This window comes from Streptomyces sp. NPDC091271, assembly GCF_044757505.1.
In the GTDB taxonomy this organism is placed as follows: domain Bacteria; phylum Actinomycetota; class Actinomycetes; order Streptomycetales; family Streptomycetaceae; genus Streptomyces.
Window position 1 is genome coordinate 277687 of the sequence record NZ_JBIVVD010000009.1, and the last position, 14432, is coordinate 292118.

General features: G+C 69.9%; 10 protein-coding genes. 7 read left to right on the plus strand and 3 right to left on the minus strand.

The genetic code is table 11. The annotated features are described in order from the left end of the window. Nucleotides 1-105: 105 nt before the first annotated feature. The gene (locus ACIQM3_RS33535; RefSeq protein WP_401631076.1) at nt 106-1410 is read left to right on the plus strand and encodes a class I SAM-dependent methyltransferase; all 1305 of its coding nucleotides are present in this window, start codon (nt 106-108) and stop codon (nt 1408-1410) included. 93 nt (nt 1411-1503) lie between these two features. Here ACIQM3_RS33535 and ACIQM3_RS33540 read toward each other — a convergent pair whose 3' ends face one another. The 3 genes from ACIQM3_RS33540 to ACIQM3_RS33550 form a co-directional block, all read right to left on the minus strand. Next, the gene (locus ACIQM3_RS33540) at nt 1504-4035 is read right to left on the minus strand and encodes an ABC transporter permease (RefSeq protein ID WP_401631078.1); all 2532 of its coding nucleotides are present in this window, start codon (nt 4033-4035) and stop codon (nt 1504-1506) included. A gap of 60 nt (nt 4036-4095) precedes the next feature. Continuing rightward, nucleotides 4096-4863: an ABC transporter ATP-binding protein gene (locus ACIQM3_RS33545; protein ID WP_362942726.1), complete on the minus strand. Its 768-nt coding sequence runs from the start codon at nt 4861-4863 to the stop codon at nt 4096-4098. A 170-nt stretch (nt 4864-5033) separates the two neighbouring features. After that, nucleotides 5034-6053 (minus strand): LacI family DNA-binding transcriptional regulator, encoded by a 1020-nt coding sequence (locus tag ACIQM3_RS33550; protein WP_401631080.1) that lies wholly within the window; start codon nt 6051-6053, stop codon nt 5034-5036. Between the two features lie 223 nt (nt 6054-6276). On the opposite strand from ACIQM3_RS33550, the gene ACIQM3_RS33555 reads away from it, so the two are divergent. The 6 genes from ACIQM3_RS33555 to ACIQM3_RS33580 all read left to right on the plus strand — a co-directional run bounded on the left by ACIQM3_RS33555 (nt 6277) and on the right by ACIQM3_RS33580 (nt 14243). Then, the gene (locus ACIQM3_RS33555) at nt 6277-8010 is read left to right on the plus strand and encodes an ABC transporter substrate-binding protein (RefSeq protein WP_401631082.1); all 1734 of its coding nucleotides are present in this window, start codon (nt 6277-6279) and stop codon (nt 8008-8010) included. 88 nt (nt 8011-8098) lie between these two features. Further along, nucleotides 8099-9094, plus strand: a complete 996-nt coding sequence (locus ACIQM3_RS33560; protein WP_401631084.1) for an ABC transporter permease — start codon at nt 8099-8101, stop codon at nt 9092-9094. Next, the gene (locus tag ACIQM3_RS33565; protein ID WP_401631086.1) at nt 9091-9996 is read left to right on the plus strand and encodes an ABC transporter permease; all 906 of its coding nucleotides are present in this window, start codon (nt 9091-9093) and stop codon (nt 9994-9996) included. Before ACIQM3_RS33560 ends, ACIQM3_RS33565 begins: the two co-directional genes overlap by 4 nt. Before the next feature lie 4 nt (nt 9997-10000). Beyond that, nucleotides 10001-10945, plus strand: coding sequence for an ABC transporter ATP-binding protein (locus tag ACIQM3_RS33570; RefSeq protein WP_401631088.1), 945 nt, complete (start codon nt 10001-10003; stop codon nt 10943-10945). Continuing rightward, complete coding sequence (locus ACIQM3_RS33575) at nt 10945-11838, plus strand: ATP-binding cassette domain-containing protein (RefSeq protein ID WP_401631090.1); 894 nt, start codon at nt 10945-10947, stop codon at nt 11836-11838. Before ACIQM3_RS33570 ends, ACIQM3_RS33575 begins: the two co-directional genes overlap by 1 nt. Further along, nucleotides 11835-14243: a glycosyl hydrolase 2 galactose-binding domain-containing protein gene (locus tag ACIQM3_RS33580; protein ID WP_401631092.1), complete on the plus strand. Its 2409-nt coding sequence runs from the start codon at nt 11835-11837 to the stop codon at nt 14241-14243. Before ACIQM3_RS33575 ends, ACIQM3_RS33580 begins: the two co-directional genes overlap by 4 nt. Nucleotides 14244-14432 lie beyond the last annotated feature (189 nt).

Sequence of the window (14432 nt, forward strand, 5' to 3'; positions counted from 1 at the left end):
TGACGCAGGTGTACCTCGCCGCGGCCCCGAGGTGTCGCGGCCCGGTTCGGGTGCGTATATGCGAATTTAGGCACGTTCGGAAACACCACCACGGAGGTGTGCACCATGGCCGACGCCGCATCGCGGCTGACAGCTCTTGCCGAAGAGTTGCTGGGAGAGCCCCTGCCCGTACGGATCCGGGCCTGGGACGGCAGCGAATCCGGGCCGCCGGGAGCTCCCGCCCTGGTTCTGCGTCACCGCCGCGCCCTCCGCCGACTGCTCTGGAAGCCGGGCGAGTTGGGCCTCGCCCGCGCCTGGGTGGCCGGCGAGATCGACGTCGACGGCGATCTGTACGCGACCCTGGACGCCCTGGCCTCGCTCCTCTGGGAGCGGGGCGCCGACGCGAAGGACTCCGTCCATCCCGTCCGCAACCCCAGGGTGCGGGCGTTCGCCCGCGGCCTCGTCCAGCTGGCCGGCCCCTACCCGCCGCCGCCCCCGCCCGCCGAGGAGGTCCGCCGCCGCACCGGGCCGCTGCACACCAGGCGCCGGGACAAGGAAGCCATCAGCCACCACTACGACGTGGGCAACGACTTCTACGCCATGGTCCTCGGCCCCTCCATGGTCTACTCCTGCGCCTACTGGCAGGAGGGCGCCACCTTGGAGGACGCCCAGCGCGACAAGCTCGACCTCGTCTGCCGCAAGCTCGCGCTCAAGGAGGACGACCGCCTTCTCGACGTCGGCTGCGGCTGGGGCTCCATGGCCATCCACGCCGCCCGTGAGTACGGCGCCCGCGTCACCGGGGTGACCCTCTCCACCGAACAGGCCGCTTTCGCCCGCAAGCGCATCGCCGAGGAGGGCCTCACCGACCGGATCGAGATCAGGGTCCAGGACTACCGGGACGTCAGGGACGGCCCGTACGACGCCATCTCCTCGATCGGCATGGCCGAGCACGTGGGGTCGGTCCGCTTCCGTGAGTACGCCGACGACCTCTTCGCACTCCTCAGGCCCGGCGGCCGGCTGCTCAACCACCAGATCGCCCGCCGCCCCGAGAGGGACGAGTCGGCCTACCACGTCGACGACTTCATCGACGCCTACGTCTTCCCCGACGGCGAGCTGGCCCCGGTGGGCCGCACCGTCGCCACCCTGGAGGAGGCCGGCTTCGAGGCCCGGGACGTCGAGGCGATCCGCGAGCACTACGCACTCACCCTGCGCCAGTGGGTGGCCAACCTGGAGAAGCACTGGAATGAGGCCGTCCGGGCCACCTCGCCCGGACGCGCCAGGGTGTGGCGGCTCTACATGGCCGCCTCGGCACTCTCCTTCGAGCACAACAAGATCGGCGTCAACCAGATCCTCGCGGTCCGGCCGCGGGACGGCGGCGGGTCGGCCATGCCGCTGCGCGCCCGCGACTGGACGGCGTCGGCGAACGCCTGACCCGGGAACGCCGAAGGGCCGGGCGAACCCCTGACCCGGGAACGCCGAAGGGCCGGTACCCGCAGCTGCGGGTACCGGCCCTCACGCGTACGCCTACTCCGTCTTGATCGCGGTCAGCATGTTCAGCTTCGCGCCGCTCCGGGCCGGCCACAGCGAGGCCAGCACACCCACGAGCCCTGCGAGCACCAGGAAGATCGCGAGCCGGTCCCACGGGATGACCAGGGCATAGCCCGGGATCGAGGCGGACAGGCTCTTGCCGATCGCCCAGCCGAGGAACGTACCGAGGCCCACCCCGACCACCGCTCCGAAGAGCGAGATGACGACGGCCTCCAGCCGGATCATGCGCTTGACCTTGCGCCGGTCGAGACCGATCGCCCGCAGCATGCCGATCTCCTGCTGCCGTTCGAAGACCGACATGGCCAGCGTGTTGACGACTCCCAGTACGGCGATGATCAGGGCCATGGCCAGCAGCGCGTACATGATGTTCAGCGCGGTGTTGATGAACCCGCCGAACATGTCCCGGATGCCCTGGCGGTCCACGACGCTCATCGCCGGGTTGTCACCGAGCGCGTCGATCACGGCCTTCTCGTTGGCCTCGCTCTGGCCGCCGTCCATGGTCAGCCAGACCTCGCGGATGTCGGCGAGGGTCTCGTGCGGGTCGACGACGTCCTCGGGGATCAGGACCGGGGAGAGGAACTCGTTGCCCTCGTAGAGCGCGCCGACCTTCAGGGTCTCCTTCTTCTCGTCCTGGAACGTCACGGGGACGGTGTCGCCGGTCTTCCAGCCGTGCGACTTCGCGGTCTTGCGGTCGACGGCGATCTCGCCGCCCTTCAGCGACGACAGCGAGCCGGAGACCGTCTTCAGGTTGAAGACCTTCTCGACGTCGCCCGGGGTGACTCCGGAGGCCGAGAGGCCCTGCTCGTCGCCGACGGTGAGCCAGACGGACCGCTGGGGGGTGGCCGCCGCGACGCCGTCAGCCTTGCGCAGGGCGGTGAGGGCCGACTTGTCGAGCGAGTCACCGCTGGCCATGGAGACCATGTAGTCGGCCCGGATGTTGTCCGTCGTCATCTTGTCGATGGCCTGGCCGAGCGTGACGCCGAGCACGGAGATACCGGTGACCAGGGTGAGCCCGATCGCCAGGGCGGAGGCGGTGGCTCCGGTACGCCGCGGATTGCGGACCGCGTTCTGCGCGGCCAGCTTTCCGGAGACACCGAACACGCCCCGCAGGAGCGGACGCGCCAGGGCGATCACCGGCCGCGAGAGCAGCGGGATGAGCACGATGACACCGATGAGGGCGAGGAAGGCCCCGCCGCCGAGGAGCCAGCGGCCGTTCTCGTCGCCCTGCGCGGCACCGGCGACGATCAGGGCGGACCCGATGAGGGTGATGACCGCGCCGAACGAGTTGCGCACGACCAGCGACTTGGTGGTGGCCACCGCGTGCACGCTGCTCATCGCCGCCACCGGCGGGATCTTGGCGGCGCGACGGGCGGGCAGCCAGGCGGCGAACACGGTGATCAGCACGCCGACGGCGAAGGCGGAGCCGACCGCGGTGGGGGAGACGACCAGCGGACCGGCCGGGATCTTCCCGCCGAACATGCCCATCGCGGAGCGCAGCCCCGTCGCGAGGCCGACGCCGAGGACGAAGCCGATCACCGAGGCGATCAGGCCGACGACACCGGCTTCGAGCAGGATCGCCCGCTTGACCTGCCGGCGGGAGGCGCCGACGGCGCGCATCAGGGCGAGTTCCTTGGTGCGCTGGGCGATGAGCATGGTGAACGTGTTGGCGATCAGGAACACACCGACGAAGAGCGCGATGGCCGCGAAGGCCAGCAGCATCGAGTTGAGGCTCTTGAGACCGGACTCGGTCATCTCGGCCTCCTCGTCCGCGAGAGCCGCACCCGTCTTGGCCTCGGCGCCCTTCGGGAGGAGGGGCTTCACGGCGTCCAGCAGCTTCTGGTCGGACGCGCCGGCCGCGGCGGTCACGGTGACGTCCTTGAACTCGCCGGGCCGCAGGTAGAGCTGCTGGGCGATCTCCGTGTCGAAGAGGACCAGGCTGCCGCCCGCGTTCACGGCGCCGTCCTCCGTGGTGAAGACACCGGAGAGGGTGTACTCCTTCACCGGCCCGTTCGTGGCGACCCGCACCTTCTCGCCGACGTGGTAGTCGCCCTTGTCCGCCGAGGTCCGGTCGAGTGCGATCTGCCCGGCCTCGACCGGGCCCGTGCCCTCGGTGAACGTGTACTGGGCGTCCTTGCCGTCCGTTCCCGGGGAGAAGTTGGAGCCGGTGTTGGACCAGCCGTTGCCGATGAGCTTGCCGTCGGTGTCGGCGACACCGGCGAAGCCGGAGACCCGTCCGGTGGCCCCGGCCACGCCGTCGAGCTCCCGGATCTTGTCGAGCGTGGCCTTGTCGACGCCGGGGGTCTCCTCGTCGCCGCGCTCGGCCCAGGTGGTGACGGCGACGGCCACCTTGTCGTAGTTCTTTGCGGACTGGTTGCGGAAGGCGTTGCCGAGGGTGTCGGTGAAGACCAGGGTGCCGGAGACGAAGGCGACGCCGAGCATCACGGCGAGCACGGTCATCAGCAGCCTGGCCTTGTGCGCAAGGACATTGCGCACGGCGGTACGGAACATGTCGTCAATTCCTGGGGGGAGTTCGGAGTGCGGAAGGGGGGTGCGACAGCCTCTGGGACGTCAGCTGGTGCGGCCCTTCGCGTCGAACGCCTTCATCCGGTCGAGGACCCCGTCGGCGGTGGGGTTCATCATCTGGTCGACGACCGCGCCGTCCGCGAGGAAGACCACGCGGTCCGCGTAGGAGGCGGCCACCGGGTCGTGGGTCACCATCACCACGGTCTGGCCGAGCTCGCGCACCGAGTTGCGCAGGAAGCCGAGCACCTCGGCACCGGAGCGGGAGTCGAGGTTTCCGGTCGGCTCGTCACCGAAGATGATCTCCGGCTGCGAGGCCAGGGCGCGGGCGACCGCGACGCGCTGCTGCTGGCCGCCGGAGAGCTCCGTGGGGCGGTGCTTCAGCCGCTCGGAGAGGCCCACCATGTCGATGACCTTCTGGAGCCAGGCGGCATCGGGCTTACGGCCGGCGATGTCCATCGGCAGGGTGATGTTCTCCAGGGCGGTCAGCGTGGGCAGCAGGTTGAAGGCCTGGAAGATGAAGCCGATCTTGTCCCGGCGCAGCTGCGTGAGCTGCTTGTCCTTCAGTGTCCCGAGCTCGGTCTCGCCGATGCGCACGGAGCCGCTGCTGAAGCTGTCGAGACCGGCCACGCAGTGCATGAGCGTGGACTTCCCGGACCCCGACGGGCCCATGATCGCGGTGAATTCCCCCTGCGGGAAGTCCACGGTCACCCGGTCGAGGGCGACCACCTGGGTCTCACCCGCGCCGTAGACCTTCGACAGCTCCGTCGCGCGGGCGGCGACCGCGGTGGTGCGGTGAACGGTGGTGGTGGTCACAGGGGTACTCCTGGTTCGGACGAGAGGCTCGCGGGGACCCCTCCATCGTCGCCGCTGTTCCGTGCCTGGTCGTCAGCCCTCGTGCCCGTTCCCGGGGCCCTCTTGAGTCGCACCCACCGGGCGGTGGCGTAGTCCTGAGGTAGGAGAGCGCCCCCGAGCCGGCAGGTAGCTCAGCGGGGCGGGGCGGTGGAGCCGCGGGGTACCAGGCGGGCCGCCGCGTCCTCGAGACCGGGGGCGGAGCCGTCGGCCACCATCGCCAGCAGGGTGCGGGCCGCGTGGGTTCCGTACGCGGGGATGTCCCTGCTCAGCGCGGTCAGCGGGGGACGCACGACGCGGGAGAGCTGGGAGTCGTCCCACGCGACGAGCGAGAGGTCGGCGGGGACGTCCAGCCCCATCTCCTGCGCGACCGACAGTCCGGCGACGGCCATGATGTCGTTGTCGTAGATGACGGCGGTCGGCCGCGCGGCCGAGCTGATCAGCCGGCGCGTGGCGTGGGCGCCCTCCTCGCCGGAGTAGTCGGTGTGCACCACGACGGGTTCGTCCAGTCCCAGTTCGGCGCTGATCTCGCGCTGGGCGCGGTCGCGCAGCTGGGTGTGGATCAGCTCGGGCAGTCCGGCGACCCTGGCGACGGAGCGATGGCCGAGCGCGGTCAGATACGTGAGGGTGTCCCGCAGCGCCGCGGAGTCGTCCGACCACACGGGGGTGAGGGACCCGGCCGCCGAGGGGTGGCCGATCACGACGGCCGGCATGCCCAGCTCGGTGATGCCCTCGATCCGCGGGTCGGGGGAGCGCAGGTCGGCGAGGAACACCCCGTCCACCCGGCCCTCGCCCCACCAGCGGCGGTACATCTCCAGCTCCTGAGCGGGGTCGGTGACGACCTGGAGGAGCAGGGCGCAGCCGCGGGCCGACAGTTCGGTCTCGATGCCGCTGATCAGCTCCATGAAGAACGGCTCGACGCCGAGCATCCTGGCCGGCCGGGACAGGGCCAGTCCCACGGTGTCGGCCCGGGCGTGGGTGAGGGCGCGAGCCGCGCTGTTGGGGCGCCAGCCGATCTCCTGCGCGATGGCCTTGATGGAGGCTCGGGTCGCGGGGGAGACCCCGGGGCGGTCGTTCAGGGCGTACGACACCGCGACCTTCGATACCCCGGCGCGTCGCGCGATGTCGGCGATCGTGGGGCGGTGCTTGGGCATGCGACCTCGCTTAACCGGTTCGTGTTCAGCGCGCATCTTAGCCGCAAGCCCCTGACCTCTGTCTTCCCCGGTGCGGTCCAGACCTCTTCGGAAGTCCCTGGAAAAACTGGAATGGGAGCGCTCCCGCTCCCTTGACACCGCTCCGGGGCCCCCATACCTTCACGGCACTTACCCGGTTCAGTAACTCCGCTCGGCAGGGACGCGCGGGGGAGAAGGAGGGGCTATGGGTACGCGTACCCGGCTGCGGGTCACCACCGCACTCGCCGTGTTCACGCTCGCCGCGACCGCGTGCACGGGAGGCGGTTCGGGGACGGGCGGCACCGGCGGGGCGGTCGGCAAGGGCGGCTCGCTGCCGCGCAACGAGACGCTCTACACGACCGGCACCCAGTGGGGGCCTCCGGCCAACTACAACCCGCTGCGCAACTGGGACCACGCGACCGGCACCAAGGGCCTGGTCTACGAGACCCTGTTCCACTTCGACCCGAACGAGGGCAAGCTGACGCCCTGGCTCGCGGAGTCCGGCAGCTGGACCGACGACAAGACGTACGAGGTGAAGCTGCGCCAGGGCGTCACCTGGGCCGACGGCAAGCCGCTCACCGCCGAGGACGTGGCGTACTCCTACGGCCTGGGCAAGATCGAGGCCTCCGCCTTCCACTCGCTGTGGAGCTGGCTGTCCGACGCGAAGGCGGTGGACGACTCCACGGTCCGCTTCACCTTCAAGGAGGCCCGCTACCAGGAGTGGGACTACACCCTCTACGGCCAGCCGATCGTCCCCGAGCACGTCTGGGGCTCGCGCACCGACGAGGACGTCCTCAACGGCGTCAACGACAAGCCGGTCGGCACCGGGGCGTACAAGCTGAAGAGCAAGACCCAGGACCGGGTCGTCTGGGAGCGGCGGGACGACTGGTGGGGCACGAAGGCGCTGAGCATGACGCCGGCGCCCCGCTACATCGTCGACGTCTCCAACCCGAGCAACGAAGTGGTGATCGGCCAGCTGGGCCAGGGCCAGCTGGACCTCAGCAACAACTTCCTGCCCGGCGCGTCCTCGCTGGTCAAGAGCAAGAAGGTCGTGTCGTACTACGACAAGGCTCCGTACATGCTCTCGGCCAACACCGCCTGGCTGGTGCCCAACACCACCAAGAAGCCGATGGACGACGCGGCCTTCCGCCGGGCGCTCGCCGCGTCCGTCGACACCGGGAAGATCGTCAAGGGTGTCTACGGCGACCTGGTCAAGCCGGCCTCGCCGACCGGCCTGCTGCCGCAGTGGGAGCAGTTCGACGACAAGGCCCTCATCGCGGAGAAGGGCTTCACCCACGATGCCGCCGCGGCGAAGAAGGAGCTCGCGGACGCCGGCTACAAGGACAAGGACGGCGACGGCTTCGTCGAGAACAAGGACGGCTCCGCCCTCGCTCTGAAGCTGGCAGTGCCCTCGGGCTGGACCGACTGGATGGAGGCGGCCAAGGTCATCGCCGCCGGGGCCAAGGACGCGGGCATCAAGGTCAGCACCGAGTTCCCCGACCAGAACGCCCTGAACGAGCAGCGCGGCAAGGGCGACTTCGATCTGGTCATCAACAACGAGCGCCAGCTGTCCAACACCCCGTGGACGTACTACGACTACATCTTCCAGCTGCCGGTCCAGAAGCAGCAGAACACGGTGAACTTCGGACGCTACGAGAACGAGGAGGCCTGGAAGCTGGTGCAGGAGCTCGGCGGGGTCAAGACCGACGACACGGCGGGCATGAAGGCCGCCGTGTCGAAGATCCAGGACATCCAGCTGACCGAGATGCCCATCATCCCGCTCTGGTACAACGGCCTCTGGTCGCAGTCCACCACCGGGACCTGGAAGAACTGGCCGTCGGACGCCGCCGGAGCCCCCAAGACGGCGCCGGCCCTCTGGCGCAACTGGCTGGAGATGGGCGGCTTCGAGACGCTCACGCAGCTGAAGCCCGCCAAGTGACGCGGCAGTTCTGATTCCGTGACCGCCCCGCCGTGCGCGTGCACCTGACCGTGCGCGCACGGCGGGGCTCTCCACCAGGGGAGCACCCTTGCGCCGCTATTTCGCCCGCAAACTTCTCATCTACGGACTGACGTTCGTCGTCGCCGTCACCGTCAACTGGATGATTCCGCGCTTCATGCCCGGTGACCCGGTCTCGGCCATGGTCGCCCGCGCCCGCGTCTCGCAGCCGGAGGCCGCCGAGGCGATGCGCACCTATTACAACAACCTGTTCGGCTTCGACGAACCGCTGTGGCAGCAGTACCTCCACTTCTGGGGGGCGCTGCTCCAGGGCGACTTCGGCATCTCCATCTTCGTCTTCCCCACGCCCGTCGGCGACGTCCTGCTCGACGCGCTCCCGTACACGCTCGGCCTGATGATCCCGGCCGTCCTGCTCAGCTGGTTCGTGGGCAACTGGATCGGCGCGCTGTCCGCCCGCCGCAAGGTCCTCGACAACACCGTGCTGCCGGCCGGCTATCTGCTGACGGCCATGCCGTACATGTGGATCGCCGTCATCCTCGCCTGGGCGCTGGGTGCGAAGGCCGGCTGGTTCCCCATATCGGGGGGCTACAGCCTGGACATCCAGCCCGGCTGGAACGGCGACTTCGCAGTCGACGCGCTGCACCACTGGGTGCTGCCGTTCCTCTCGCTCTTCCTCGTCGCGCTCGGTGGCTGGGCCATCGGCATGCGCAACATGATCATCTACGAGCTGGAGTCCGACTACTCCTCCTATCTCTCCGCCCTCGGCGCCCCTCAGCGGCTCATCCGCCGTTACGCGTTCCGCAACGCCGTGCTGCCCCAGGTCACCGGCCTGGCGCTCCAGCTCGGTGTGCTGGTCGCCGGAGCGCTCGTCACCGAGATCGTCTTCGCCTATCCGGGGCTCGGCTCACTGATCCTGGCGGCGATCCAGAACCAGGACTTCTTCCTGCTCCAGGGGGCGTTCCTGTTCATCGTCATCGGCGTACTGATCGCCAACTTCCTCATCGACATCGTGTACGTCGTCGTCGACCCCCGCACCCGTACGGGCATGGCAGGAGGCACGTCATGAGCACACTGCCCGACCCGGCGCCCGAGGCCCCCTCCGCCGGGACCCCCGTGGCCAAGCCCGGCCGCGAGTCGCTGCACTACGCGGTGCGCAACCCCAAGCTGATCATCGGTGTGAGCCTGGTCGTCATCCTGCTCGCGATCGGCGTCGTGGGACCGATGCTGCTCGACAACGGCAACCCCAACGAATACGTGGGCCCGCAGGCGTCCGCGCCGGACGGCACGTACTGGATGGGCACCACCACCTTCGGCCAGGACGTGTACGCCCAGTTCGTGCACGGACTGCGCGCCACCTTCCTGGTGGGCGTCGTCGGCGGGGCCATCGCCGCCGTCATCGCCATGGTCGTCGGCTTCCTCGCCGGCTACCGGGGCGGGGTCACCGACGAGATCCTCAACATGGTCACCAACGTCGTGCTGGTGATCCCCGCCCTCGCCGTCCTGCTGATCATCAACGCCTACATGGGGGTGCGCAGCGTCGCCGTGCAGGGCCTGTTCATCGGCCTGACCTCGTGGCCCTGGGCGGCGCGCGCGATCAGGGCGCAGACGTTCTCGCTGCGCACCCGGGAGTTCGTCGACCTGGCCCGGCTCAGCGGGAGCGGCACCTGGCGGATCGTGTTCCGCGAGATCGCGCCCAACATGAGCTCGTACCTCTTCATGATGTTCATCCTGCTCTTCGGCGGGTCCATCCTCATCGCCTCCTCGCTGGACTTCATCGGGCTCGGCCCGACCGAGGGCGTCTCGCTCGGCCTGATGCTGCAGAGCGCCCAGCAGTGGAGCGCGCTCCAACTCGGCATGTGGTGGTGGTTCATCCCGCCGGGCGCCGGGATCACCGCGATCGTCGGTGCGCTCTATGTCGCCAACGTGGGCCTCGACGAGGTCTTCAACCCGAAGCTGAGGGAGTCCTGAGCTCATGACCCTGACCGTCAACGATCTGCGGGTCCACTACCGCACGCTGCGTGGCGAGGTCCGGGCCCTGGACGGCGTCGGCTTCGACCTGGCGGACGGCGAGATCCTGGGCCTGGCGGGCGAGTCCGGCTGCGGCAAGACCACCCTGGGCAAGTCCCTCATCCGCCTCGACGGCCGGATGCGGCACGTGGGCGGCACCGTCACGCTGGACGGCGACGAACTGCCGCTGTCCGACGACCGGGCTATGAACGCCTACCGCTTCCACAAGATCTCGCTCGTCCCGCAGTACTCGATGAGCGCGCTCAACCCGACCAGGCGCATCGGCCGCATGATCCGCGAGCTCCTCGCCTCGCGCGGCGTCACTGTGGACACCGGCGAACTGCACCGCAGGCTCGCCCTGGTCGGTCTGGAACCCGATGTCCTGGACCGCTATCCGATCGAGCTGTCCGGCGGCATGAAGCAGCGCGCCGTCATGGTGATCTCCACGCTGCTCGACCCGTCCGTCCTCATCGCCGACGAGGTGACCTCGGCCCTGGACGTCTCCAACCAGCAGGCGGTCGTGGGCGCCCTCACGGGTCTCCGCGACAAGGGCCTGGTCACCAGCATGATCTTCGTGACCCACGATCTCGGGCTGACCTCGCACATCGCCGACTCGATCATGGTGATGTACGCGGGCAAGCTCGCCGAGAAGGCGCCCACGAAGGTGCTGACGACCGCTCCTCGCCACCCGTACACGAAGATGCTGATCGGTTCGCTGCCCCAGGTCGGCGCCCGGTACAAGGACAAGCCGCTCAGCGGCATCGAGGGCTCTCCGCCCTCCCTGCTGAATCCGCCGGCCGGCTGCCGCTTCCGCGACCGCTGCCCCCTCGCCGACAGCGGGTGCGCCGAGGAACCGCCGGTCGTCGAGGTCGCCCCCCGCCACACCGTCGCATGCTGGAAGGCGGCCTGATGCTGACCCTCGACCGTGTCACCAAGACCTTCCGGGCCGGCGCCTTCGGCGGCGGATCCGTCACCGCCGTCGACCGGGTGTCCTTCGAGGCGGCCCCCGGCGAACTGGTCTCGCTCATCGGCGAGAGCGGCAGCGGGAAGTCCACCATCGGCCGCATGGTCCTGGGCCTCACCCGGATCAGCGCCGGCAGCCTCACCCTCGACGGCGAACAGGTCCGGCCGGGCAAGGACTTCTACCGCCGGGTCCAGGGCGTCTTCCAGGACCCCTTCAGCTGCTACAACCCCGTCTTCAAGGCCGACCGCGTCTTCGCCCTCGTCCGCAGCGCCTACCACCCGGGCGTCTCCGACAAGGAGTGGGCCGACCGCGTGGAGAAGGCGGTACGGGACGTACGCCTGGACCCCGGGCAGGTGCTCGGCCGCTACCCGCACCAGCTCAGCGGCGGCCAGCTGCAGCGCCTGCTCATCGCCCGCGCGCTCCTGCTCGACCTGCGTTTCCTGGTCGCCGACGAGATCACCAGCATGCTCGACGCCTCCACCCGCATCGACGTCCTCAACCTCCTCGCCGGACTCAAGGAACGCGGTCTGGGCGTCCTCTACATCACCCACGACCTGTCGCTCGGCACCTACCTCGCCGAGAGGACGGTGGTGCTGAGGAACGGCCGCGTCGTCGAACGCGGCGACACACAGAAGGTCTTCGGCAACCCCCTGCACCCCTACACCCGCACCCTCCTGGCCGCGGTGCCCCGGCTGAACCAGCCCTGGACGCCGGCCGAACCCGTGGGGTCCTGCGCCTTCCACGAAGGGGGCGCGGGAAACAGCGACCTGTACGAGACCGAGCCGGACCACTTCGTCGCCTGCGCCGGACTCCCCGACTGCGGAAGGACCTCCGCGTGACCCCTCGCCACCTCCCCCTGCACGACGGCTGGACACTCAGCGCGGACAGCACCGTCCCCGTGGGGCTCCCCGCAGGAGGCGTCCCGGCGGCCGTCCCCGGCTGCGTCCACACCGACCTGCTGGCCGCCGGGCTGATCGACGACCCCTACCTGGACGACAACGAGAGCCGGCTCGGCTGGATCGGCCGCACCGACTGGACGTACCGCACCGACTTCGAGTGGTCCGCCGACGAGCACGAGTTCAGCGACCTGTGCTTCGACGGCCTCGACACCGTCGCCACCGTCCTGCTCAACGGCACGGAGATCGGCTCCACCGCCAATCAGCACCGCGGCTACCGCTTCCCCGTCCGGCCGCTGCTGCGCGAGGGGCCCAACACCCTCGTCGTGCGCTTCACCGCCCCGTACACCTACGCCGAGGAGCTGCGCGACAAGCTCGGCGACCGGCCCGGCGCGTATGCGGAGCCGTACGCCTTCATCCGCAAGATGGCCTGCAACTTCGGCTGGGACTGGGGGCCGACGCTGGTCACCTCCGGCATCTGGCGGCCGGTCGCGCTGGAGTCCTGGACCGGCCCGCGCATTGCCGAGGTCAAGGTGCTTGGCGACCTCGACGAGGACGGGGTGCCGCGCCTGACGGTCACCCTCGATGTCGACCGGGGTGCCGGGGACGGCCCCCTGGAGGCGACGGTCGAGGTGGCCGGCGAACGGGCCGTGCTCTCCGTCCCCGCGGGGCGGGACCGCGCCACCGTCACGCTCCCCGTCCGCGGGGCGGTGCGCTGGTGGCCGCACAGCCACGGCGAACAGCCCCTGTACGACGTCACCGTCCGGCTCGGTGACGACGCGTGGAGCGGCAGGACGGGCTTCCGGGGCGTCGCCCTGGAGCGCGAGGCGTTCCGTGTCTCCGTCAACGACGAGCCCGTCTTCGTACGCGGGGTGAACTGGATCCCGGACGACTGCTTCCCCGCCCGGATCACCCGGCAGCGGGTCTCGGACCGCCTCGACCAGGCGGTCGCCGCGGGCGTCAACCTGATCCGCGTCTGGGGCGGCGGCCTCTACGAGAGCGACGACTTCTACGACCTGTGCGACGAGAAGGGGCTGCTGGTCTGGCAGGACTTCCCGTTCGCCTGCGCGGCCTACCCGGAGGAGCAGCCGCTGTACGACGAGGTGGCCGCGGAGGTGCGCGAGAACCTCGTCCGGCTCGCCCCTCATCCCTCACTGGTGCTGTGGTGCGGCAACAACGAGAACCTGGAGGGCCACGCGGACTGGGGGTGGCAGGAGAAGCTGGAGGGCCGCACCTGGGGCCACGGTTACTACCACGAGCTTCTGCCGGCCCTCTGCGCCGAGACCGATCCCTCCCGTCCGTACTGGCCGGGGTCGCCCTACTCCGGGTCCCCTGAGCTGCCCCCGAACGACCCCTCCCTGGGGACGGTCCACCTCTGGGAGGTGTGGAACCGGGTCGACTACCGGCACTACGCCGACACCGCCCACCGTTTCGTCGCCGAGTTCGGCTTCCAGGGCCCGCCCGCGTACGCCACACTGCGCCGCGCCGTCAGCGGCCCGCTCGGGCCGGGCACCCCGCTGCTCGCCCACCACCAGAAGGCGGAGGACGGCGACGCCAAGCTGCTGCGGGGCCTGGGGGACCACCTCCCGCAGCCGTCCGGCTTCGACGACTGGCACTGGCTCACCCAGTTGAACCAGGCCCGCGCGGTCGCCTTCGGGATCCGCCATTTCCGCTCGCACAGCCCGTACTGCATGGGTGCGGTCGTGTGGCAGCTCAACGACTGCTGGCCGGTCGTGTCCTGGGCGGCCGTCGACGGGGACGGACGCCGCAAGCCGCTCTGGTACGCCCTGCGGGCGGTGTACGCGGACCGGTTGATGGCCGTACGGGACGGAGCCCTGCACCTGGTCAACGACTCCGCCCGCCCGTGGGAGGGCACGCTGCGGCTGACCCGGCGCTCCCTGGAGGGTGCCGTCCTGGCCGAGGAGACGGTCGTGGTGGGCACGGCGGCCCGTGGCATCACCCGCGTGCCCCTGCCGTCCTCGGTCGCCGAGCCGGACGACAGCGCCCGCGAGGTGCTGGTGGCGGAGCTGGGCGAGCAGCGGGTGGTGGAGTTCTACGAGGAGGACACCCGTCTCGCGCTGCCGCCGGCGCGGTATCAGGCCACGGTCACCCAGGGTGACGAATCGGGCATCGGTTACCGGGTCACGGTGACGGCGCGGACACTGCTGCGTGATGTCGCACTCTTCCCCGACCGGCTGGATCCGGCGGCGGAGGTGGACGACATGCTCGTCACTCTGCTGCCCGGTGAGAGCACCGTGTTCCATGTCACGGGCGCGGTGCTGAAGGACCCGGAGGCGCTGGGCTCACGGCCGGTTCTCCGGTGCGTCAACGACACGGTCGACGGCTGAGGTGGCGGGCCCTGGCGAACGGTGGCGCGGCCCATGGCGTATTGGGCCGTGCGGGTGCGGCGACTTTCCGTCATTCCCGTTTGCCGGGGTTCGTACCCCCCGACCGGGCCGGGCGTGTGCTGATGCGGTGCCCAGTGTCTGACGGTCCCTCACACGGTCAATAAAATAAGACAACATCGAGTGGATGTT

Coding starts and splice junctions, on each gene's coding strand:
- ACIQM3_RS33535 (WP_401631076.1), top strand. CDS start 106: ATGGCCGACGCCGCATCGCGGCTGACAGCTCTTGCCGAAGAGTTGCTG.
- ACIQM3_RS33540 (WP_401631078.1), bottom strand. CDS start 4,035: ATGTTCCGTACCGCCGTGCGCAATGTCCTTGCGCACAAGGCCAGGCTG.
- ACIQM3_RS33550 (WP_401631080.1), bottom strand. CDS start 6,053: ATGCCCAAGCACCGCCCCACGATCGCCGACATCGCGCGACGCGCCGGG.
- ACIQM3_RS33555 (WP_401631082.1), top strand. CDS start 6,277: ATGGGTACGCGTACCCGGCTGCGGGTCACCACCGCACTCGCCGTGTTC.
- ACIQM3_RS33565 (WP_401631086.1), top strand. CDS start 9,091: ATGAGCACACTGCCCGACCCGGCGCCCGAGGCCCCCTCCGCCGGGACC.
- ACIQM3_RS33570 (WP_401631088.1), top strand. CDS start 10,001: ATGACCCTGACCGTCAACGATCTGCGGGTCCACTACCGCACGCTGCGT.
- ACIQM3_RS33575 (WP_401631090.1), top strand. CDS start 10,945: ATGCTGACCCTCGACCGTGTCACCAAGACCTTCCGGGCCGGCGCCTTC.